This window comes from Candidatus Methylomirabilota bacterium, from assembly GCA_027293415.1.
GTDB lineage: Bacteria > Methylomirabilota > Methylomirabilia > Methylomirabilales > CSP1-5 > CSP1-5.
Window position 1 is genome coordinate 1 of record JAPUFX010000126.1, and the last position, 7408, is coordinate 7408.

At 59.3% G+C, this 7408-nt stretch carries 6 protein-coding genes and 1 pseudogene; all 7 read right to left on the reverse strand.

The window, feature by feature from the left end; all coding sequences use genetic code 11:
* Positions 1 to 69: 69 nt before the first annotated feature.
* Positions 70 to 603 (reverse strand): hypothetical protein, encoded by a 534-nt coding sequence (locus tag O6929_08830; protein ID MCZ6480491.1) that lies wholly within the window; start codon positions 601 to 603, stop codon positions 70 to 72.
* A gap of 52 nt (positions 604 to 655) precedes the next feature.
* The gene (locus O6929_08835; GenBank protein ID MCZ6480492.1) at positions 656 to 1744 is read right to left on the reverse strand and encodes an alpha/beta fold hydrolase; all 1089 of its coding nucleotides are present in this window, start codon (positions 1742 to 1744) and stop codon (positions 656 to 658) included.
* Between the two features lie 293 nt (positions 1745 to 2037).
* Positions 2038 to 3222 carry an acetyl-CoA C-acetyltransferase gene (locus O6929_08840; GenBank protein MCZ6480493.1) on the reverse strand — a complete coding sequence of 395 codons (1185 nt, stop codon included), beginning with the start codon at positions 3220 to 3222 and terminating at the stop codon, positions 2038 to 2040.
* 48 nt (positions 3223 to 3270) lie between these two features.
* Entirely contained in the window at positions 3271 to 4908 is a 1638-nt protein-coding gene (locus O6929_08845; GenBank protein ID MCZ6480494.1) for a methylmalonyl-CoA mutase family protein, read from the reverse strand.
* Between the two features lie 99 nt (positions 4909 to 5007).
* On the reverse strand, positions 5008 to 6165 hold the full coding sequence (locus tag O6929_08850; protein ID MCZ6480495.1) for an acyl-CoA dehydrogenase family protein: 1158 nt from the start codon (positions 6163 to 6165) through the stop codon (positions 5008 to 5010).
* A gap of 305 nt (positions 6166 to 6470) precedes the next feature.
* Positions 6471 to 7025, reverse strand: a pseudogene (locus tag O6929_08855) (DsbA family protein).
* Positions 7026 to 7138: 113 nt separating this feature from the next.
* A partial coding sequence (locus O6929_08860; protein ID MCZ6480496.1) for an energy transducer TonB occupies positions 7139 to 7408 on the reverse strand: 270 nt, incomplete at its 5' end.

The following is a 7408-nucleotide window of genomic DNA, read 5'->3' on the forward strand; positions in this document are numbered from 1 at the left end:
GGACAAGACGGAAGGGGTCAACGCCTTCCTTGAGAAGCGGCAGCCCCACTTCAAAGGGAGGTAGCCCCGCTATCGATGGCCCTGTGTGCCGCCTTTCTCGAGGGCCGACTGCAAGGAGGCGACGCCGGCCAGAACCTGTTCTATCTTTGCCTCGAGCTCCTCGATCCTCGTTTCCACCCAAGAAATCTGAGAGGTCATCTCAGTAATCTGGGTTCGGGATGGGAGGCCAAGCGCCCTTAGGTACGCTTCACTCGCCTTCTTCATCTCCTTCTGCATCGGCCCAACAGCACTGACGTACTGGTCCATGTACTTCCCGAAGGCCGAGGCGAACGTCTCAGTCGCCATGGCCTTCTCCAAGGCCTTCGCCCACGCCTCGATCCCCTGGTCCAAGAACCGCTTCCAGATCTGAAGGAGATCAGGCGACGCGCCCTGGCTCAACATCTGGGAAGGGGGCACCATCCCCTGACTGAAGAACGGCATCCAATATTGATCGATATTGGGTTGTGGGGTCTGGCCGATCATAGCCAGCCAGGCATCCATCCCCCGCTGCATGGACTCCTTCCACTGCTCCAGCAGATCCTCCGACGAGCTTTTGGTGCTCATGATCGCCTCCCTATTCACACGTTACCATTCGGGGGTGTCCTCAACGTATCGATCACTGGGACCGGGGACCCAGCCAGCCCGACACCTCGGGCCAGGCCACCTTCGATGCTTTCCGACCGGCGATCAATGAGATGTGTCCCCCGTGCAGCTCAACGTACTCTTTATCCTGGCTCGCTACGACGTCGACCAAGGCTTTGACGCACGCTGGCGGGGCGATGGTATCGGTTTCCGCTCCCACGGCCAAGAGTGAACAGTGAATGTTGGTTAGATCTACCCGCCGCCCTCCGAGGTAGAGTTCCCCTTTGATCAACTTGTTCCCTTGATAGAAGTCCTCCACCCACTGCTTAAAGAAGCACCCAGGGATAGGCGTGTAGTCATTCGCCCATGTGTTCAACGCCTTGAAACTCTCTACATAGTTGTCGTTCCATAGGTTCCACCAGAGGTTGGTATAGGTGCTGAGGTCAGCCGTCGGTTTCAGAAGCTTGAACCCGGCCCGAATGAGATCCGCCGGCAGCCCTCCGAACGTATCGACGAGCTTCTCGACGTCAAAGTGCCGTTTATCCATCCAGGTCGAGAAGAGCCCCGCCTGTTCGAAATCGATGGGACCGGCCATATTAATAAGATTACGGACGGGAGATTCTCGATGAAGGGCGACATAGGAGGCGCTCAATGGGGCCCCCATGCAATAACCGAGGAGGCTGACCGCCGATGCCTGGGAGGCCTGGAGGAGCTTCTTGACCATGATGGGAAGGATGCCCACCACACAGTGGTCCACGGTCAGGCCGTTGTCTTCCTCCCCGAAGACCCCCCAGTCGAGGAGGTAGAAATCGAAACCCTGCTTCACCATGTGTTCGATGAAACTGTTTCCGGGCTGCAAGTCGAAGATGTAGGGCCGGCTGATACCAAGGTTGGGAACCATGAGGAGGGGAACAGGATGTACCGTCTCGGTTGCCGGCCGATACCGGTACAGCCTAGCCTTGCCCTTCCGGTAGATGAGATCCCGAGGCGTCTGCCCGACCTGGGGCTCGGAGGGTCGCAGGCCCAGCTCCATCGCCTTCGCCACCCGCTTGGTGTGACGGGTCATTTCCTCTTGCCACCTCCTCAGAATCTCCTGTTGGGCGTCAGCATTCCACTGGACCATGGCTCCTCCCTATCCCTTTGAGTTCCTCTTCAAACTCCCCCATCTTTCACGGGAGTCTCCGGAAACGATCTTCCCCCCCTCGCTCTCATTCTACCGGAGACAGGCAGCGTGAGGCCACAAGTATTGTACTATTACGAATGCCTACAAAGGACTCTTGCTTGATCCCTACGGGCGGAGGGGGGTCCACGAAGACTGGCTCAGGACCTCAACTTTCTTGGCCAATTCATCGACTTTTTAGTTCTTCCACGTGCCGCTTTTTGGTCACGGTCATTGCGGTGAGAGGATTGGGGAGGCTAGGTGAGGCGCTCCACCACCAACGCGTTCCCCTCCCCGCCGCCAGCCCCCATGGATGCGACACCGTATCGCAAACCCCGGTCCTGGAGGGCGTACAAGAGCGTCACAAAGATCCTGGTCCCGCAGGCCCCGATCGGATGACCGATGGCGATGGATCCGCCGTGGACGTTGATCTTCGCGTTATCTATCTTAACTTCGCGCTCGAAGCCGATAACCTTAACGGCGAAGGCCTCATTGACTTCAAACAGGTCGATATCTTCTATCTTTAGCCCAGCCTTCTGTACCGCCTTTCGGGTCGCCGGGACGGGACTAATGGCCATAATGGCCGGTTCGACGTTACCGTGGGCCCAAGAGCGGATGAGGTACCAGGGCTTCAGGTCCAACTCTTTTGCCTTGCGCATGGACATGACGACGACGGCCGCCGCCCCGTCAGTGATCCCCGAAGAATTCCCCGCCGTGACCGTCCCCCCCTTACTAAAGGCCGGCTGAAGTTTAGCCAGAGCCTCTAGTGTGGCATCTGGCCGCGGATGCTCGTCCTGGGGGAAGAGGACTGGATCGCCCTTTGCCTGCGGAATAGAAACGGGAATAATCTCCTCCTTGAATTTCCCCGCCTTGATCGCCTCGGCTGCCCTCTGCTGGCTCGTCAAGGCTTGTCGGTCCTGGTCCTCCCGGCTGATCTGGAATTTTTCTGCCATCGAGTCGGCAAGGACGCCCATGCGTTCCCCGGTTCCGGGACAGGTGAGCCCGTCATGGATCATGTGATCCAAGGCCTCAAGGGAGCCCATCCGATGTCCCCAGCGGGCCTGGGTGAGCATGAAGGGGGTCCGGCTCATGTTCTCCATCCCCCCGGCCACAACGACATCGGCTGTACCCGCCCAGATTGCCTGAGCGGCCAGTCCCACCGTCTCGATCCCTGTGACGCTCGCCTTATTCACTGTATAGCTCGAGACCTCGTGGGAAAGCCCCGCTTCTAGCATTGCCTTCCTTGCCGGCCCCAAACCCAGGGTCGCCTGAAGCGCGCTGCCCATGATCACCCACTCGACGTGCGCCGGCTTCAGGTTGGCCCGCTTGATAGCCTCGTTGATCACCAGGGCCCCCAGCTTGGTCGCGGGTATATCTTTCAAGCTTCCACCAAACTTCCCGACCGGGGTTCTCACTGCGCTGACGACCACTGCCTGTTCCATACCCCACTCCTTTGTCAGCCCATCGGGAGCCCGGGGGCACCTGCCTCCCTAGAGCCCCGTTGGGGGCTTATACTCTCCAAAGACCTCGCGGAGCACGCCGCAAATCTCACCGATCGTCGCGTAGGATTTCACCGCATCCAAGATGGGTTCCATCAAGTTTTGCTCGCCAAGAGCAGCCTCACGGAGGTGAAGCAACGCCTGTTGCACCGCTCGACTCTTCCGCTCCGGCCGGAAGGCGGCCAGCTTGGCCTTCTGGTTCTGAGCCGCCTCCGGGTTGACCCGAAAGATCGGGGTTCGCTGTTCCTGATCACCGCAGAAACGGTTGACTCCCACGATGATCCGCTTGCCTTCCTCGACCTCCCGCTGGAACCGGTAAGCCTCCTCCTGAATTGCCCGCTGCATATGGCCACGCTCGATGGCGGGGACAGAACCCCCCATTGCCTCGATCTCCTCGAGGATGCCCCAGGCCTTTTGCTCGAGCTCGTCTGTAAGTGCCTCGAGGTAGTAGGAGCCAGCGAGCGGATCCACGGTATCCACGACGCCCGTCTCGTAGCCGATGATCTGCTGCGTTCTCAGGGCAATGCGCTGGGCCTCCTCGGTCGGAATGGCTAATGCTTCATCAAAGCAAGAAAGGGCCAGCGACTGCACCCCGCCCAAGACCGCAGCCAGGGCCTGCAGGGCCGCCCGAACGATGTTGTTCTCCGGCTGCTGAGCCATCAATGTCGAGCCGCCGGTCTGGGTATGGGTCCGGAACATCCACGACCGAGGATCTTGTGCCTGAAATCGCTCCCGCAGGAGCTTCGCCCACATACGTCGTAAGGCCCGGTACTTGGCGATCTCCTCGAAGAAAGGATTGTGGGTGTTGAAGATCCAAGAAAGGCGCGGAGCAAAGGCATCCACACTCAGACCCTGGCGTCGCACCGCCTCGATATAGGCGATGGCATTGGCAAAGGCAAAAGCCATCTCTTGGGCCGCCGACGCACCCGCATCGCGGATGTGATAGCCACTGATGCTGATGGGATTCCATCGGGGTAGATGATTGGCGCAGAAGGTGATAAGGTCAGCGGCCAGGCGGAGCGAGGGGCCCGGCGGAAAAATATAGGTCCCTCGGGCCACATATTCTTTGAGCACGTCGTTCTGGACAGTCCCGGCCAGCCGTTCCCTTGGCACCTGCTGCTTATCGCCCACAGCGATATACATCGCCACCAGGATCGCTGCCGGGGCGTTAATGGTCATCGAAGTCGTGACCCGTTCCAGCGGAATCCCATCGAAGAGGACTTCCATATCGGCCAAGGAGTCGATGGCAACCCCCACCTGTCCCACCTCCCCTTCGGCCAGGGGATCGTCCGAGTCCAGCCCCAATTGAGTAGGGAGATCAAAAGCAACGCTCAAACCGGTTTGCCCCTCTTTCAGCAGGTAGCGGAACCGTTCGTTACTCTCTTCGGCCGTCCCCATTCCGGCGTACTGGCGCATCGTCCACAGCTGACCACGGTACATCGTGGGGTAAATGCCCCGCGTATAAGGATATTCGCCGGGGAATCCCAACTTTTCCGCATAATCAAGATCGGCCGTGTCCTCCGGGGTATACAGACGCTTGACCGGGATCCCCGACGAGGTGGAAAACTCCTCGCGTTCTTGGACCCGTGCCAGGGCAGGGTTCAAGACCTGCTCCTCCCAGGCTTTCATCGCCTCGGCAATCTCTTTTTCCTTTTCTTCCTTTTCTTCCTTCATGCCCATACGTCTTTCCTCCCGGGACTTGCCGTGCTTCGCCCAGCGACGTGCGACCTATCGTTCGACCAACCGCTTACCGATGACCTCCCGCTGGATCTCGCTGGTCCCTTCAAAGATCCGAAACAGTCTGGCGTCCCGCCAGTAGCGCTGAACGGAATACTCTTTCGAGTACCCGTATCCCCCATGGATCTGTAATGCTTCAGAGGCAACCCGATCCGCCATATCGGCGGCGAAGAGTTTGGCCATCCCCGCCTCCAAGTCGCAGCGCCGGCCGGAGTCCTTCATGGTCGCGGCGTAGTACGTCAGCTGTCTTGCCGCCTGGATTTCGGTAGCCATATCGGCGAGCTTATGCCGGATCGCCTGAAAGTTGCATATCGGCTGCCCGAACTGCTGCCGCTCCTGCGCATACTTCAAGGCCAGATCAAAGGCCCCCTGCGCGACGCCGACCGCGCGCGCTGCCGTCTGGATTCTCGCCGACTCATAGACCGCCATGAGTTGGTAGAAGCCTTTGCCCTCGACCCCACCAATCATGTTCTCCGCCGGAACGGGGCAGTCTTGAAGCCCCAAGGTAAAGCAACGCATACCGTGGTACCCGATTGTGGGAATCGGCTCACCGGCGATCCGGGGGGGGTCAAACTCGTCGCCCGGCTTTTTCTCGAGGAGAAAGAGACTCAACCCCTTATGGCGTTTTGACGGGTCGGGATCGGTCCGCGCCAACACGGTAAGCACATGGGCGGAATTGGCGAAAGTGCACCACGTTTTCGCCCCTGTCAACAGGTAGCGGTCCCCGTCCCGCCGGGCCCGCGTCTTGATTCCCGCCGTGTCTGAGCCTGCGTCGGGCTCGGTGAAGGCAGCAGCCGTGAGAAGCTCTCCGGAGGTGATCCCCGGTAGGAATCGTTTCTTTTGCTCCTCAGACCCGTGGGCCTGGATGAGCAGACCGCTGATGAGGTTTCTGGTGAGGACACTGCCGACGCTCAGCCAACCCCGCGAAAGCTCCTCCGAGACGACAGCCAGTGCCAAGTAGTCAAGACCAACGCCTCCAACCTCGTCCGGAAACACCAGGCCAAAGTAGCCCAGCTCGGCCATCTTCTTGATGATCTCCTCCGGGATATCTTTCTCCTCGGAATCGAGAACGTCGGCGATCGGGAACACTTCCTTCACCACAAAATCCCGGACTGATCGACGAAGCTCCTCGTGAAGATCGCTCAGCATCGACTCTTCGCTCCCTGGACGATGAACGGTTGAACCTTACCGGCCTCGTTCGACCGAAAAAAATAACCACGGGAACCTTGACGTCTGCCCCCGTGGCTTCACAGCCGGCGGAAAATGCGCCTTTAACGGCTGCCCCGACGGAGGCAGAAGCCGCTAAAGCATTGTACCACGATGGAAGACATGGGCCAAGATTGCGTGATCGAAATGCGGGCTGATCATCCGATGTGCTAAAAACAAACAATGTTTTCCTACCATACGGATCTTCAGTATGTCAAGCGAAAATCGAGACATGAAACCTCGCTGGACTATTGGAGAAGCCGCGTTAGGAGCCGTTCATACTCTGCCAGGGGAACTGCCCCCACAATGGGGGGCGCCTCGCCAATAACCACGGTTGGGATGGCCCGGACCCCATACTGCGACACGGCCTGCCGGTGTTCCTCCAAGATCCGGTGCTGCTGACTGCCCTGCTCGTAATCTTTGAGAAACCGTTCCAAATCCAGGCCGGCCCGCCGGGCCACCTCGATAACCTCCGCCGCCTCTCCGATATTCACCCCCTCCTCAAAGAACGCCCGAAACAAGCCGAAATGCATGCGCTCAAAAGCCTCAGGCCCTTGCAATTCGGCACACTTGGCCGCCTGTAGGGCCGGCAGGCTCCACTGGGGAAAATCAGGACGAGTCCACATCCGAAACGCGATTCCCACATCCGTCGAGAGGGAGGAAGCCCGTTGCCAAGCGGCTTCACGATAGGTTCCCTGAAAGGTGGCGGTGGGATCTGGCTCTGGCCGCAGGGCAAAGCTCCACCGTTTGAGGGAGACCCGGTCGCGGTACCGCTCTTGAAGCCGGTGCAGGCGGACCGCCGCAGGATAACACCAGGGTCACACGTAATCGGAAAACTCCACAATCGTCAGCGGCTTTTCACCCATGGTATCTGAAAGTATACCGGAGCCTTCCACTGCCGTCCAATTCGGTCCTATTATCGCTTGCGCAGGCGATAGGAGATAGGGACGCGGATCGTGCCGGGGATGACTGGGAGGGGGGCAGCCCGTTTGAGAGTCTCTACCGTTGCTCGATCCAAGAGGGGAAACCCAGAAGACTTTACCACAGTGACATCCTCGACGCTCCCGTCTCGCGCAATGCGAAACTGCACTTCCGCAGTCCCCTCCATCCCCCATCGCCGGGCCCTCGGAGGATATTGCTTCGCCCTCTCAATCTTGTCGCGAAGGAGTCGGAACCAATCCATTCC

Excerpts from the sequence above, each read along its gene's own strand:
- O6929_08830 (MCZ6480491.1), bottom strand. The coding sequence starts at position 603 with ATGAGCACCAAAAGCTCGTCGGAGGATCTGCTGGAGCAGTGGAAGGAG.
- O6929_08835 (MCZ6480492.1), bottom strand. The coding sequence starts at position 1,744 with ATGGTCCAGTGGAATGCTGACGCCCAACAGGAGATTCTGAGGAGGTGG.
- O6929_08840 (MCZ6480493.1), bottom strand. The coding sequence starts at position 3,222 with ATGGAACAGGCAGTGGTCGTCAGCGCAGTGAGAACCCCGGTCGGGAAG.
- O6929_08845 (MCZ6480494.1), bottom strand. The coding sequence starts at position 4,908 with ATGAAAGCCTGGGAGGAGCAGGTCTTGAACCCTGCCCTGGCACGGGTC.
- O6929_08850 (MCZ6480495.1), bottom strand. The coding sequence starts at position 6,165 with ATGCTGAGCGATCTTCACGAGGAGCTTCGTCGATCAGTCCGGGATTTT.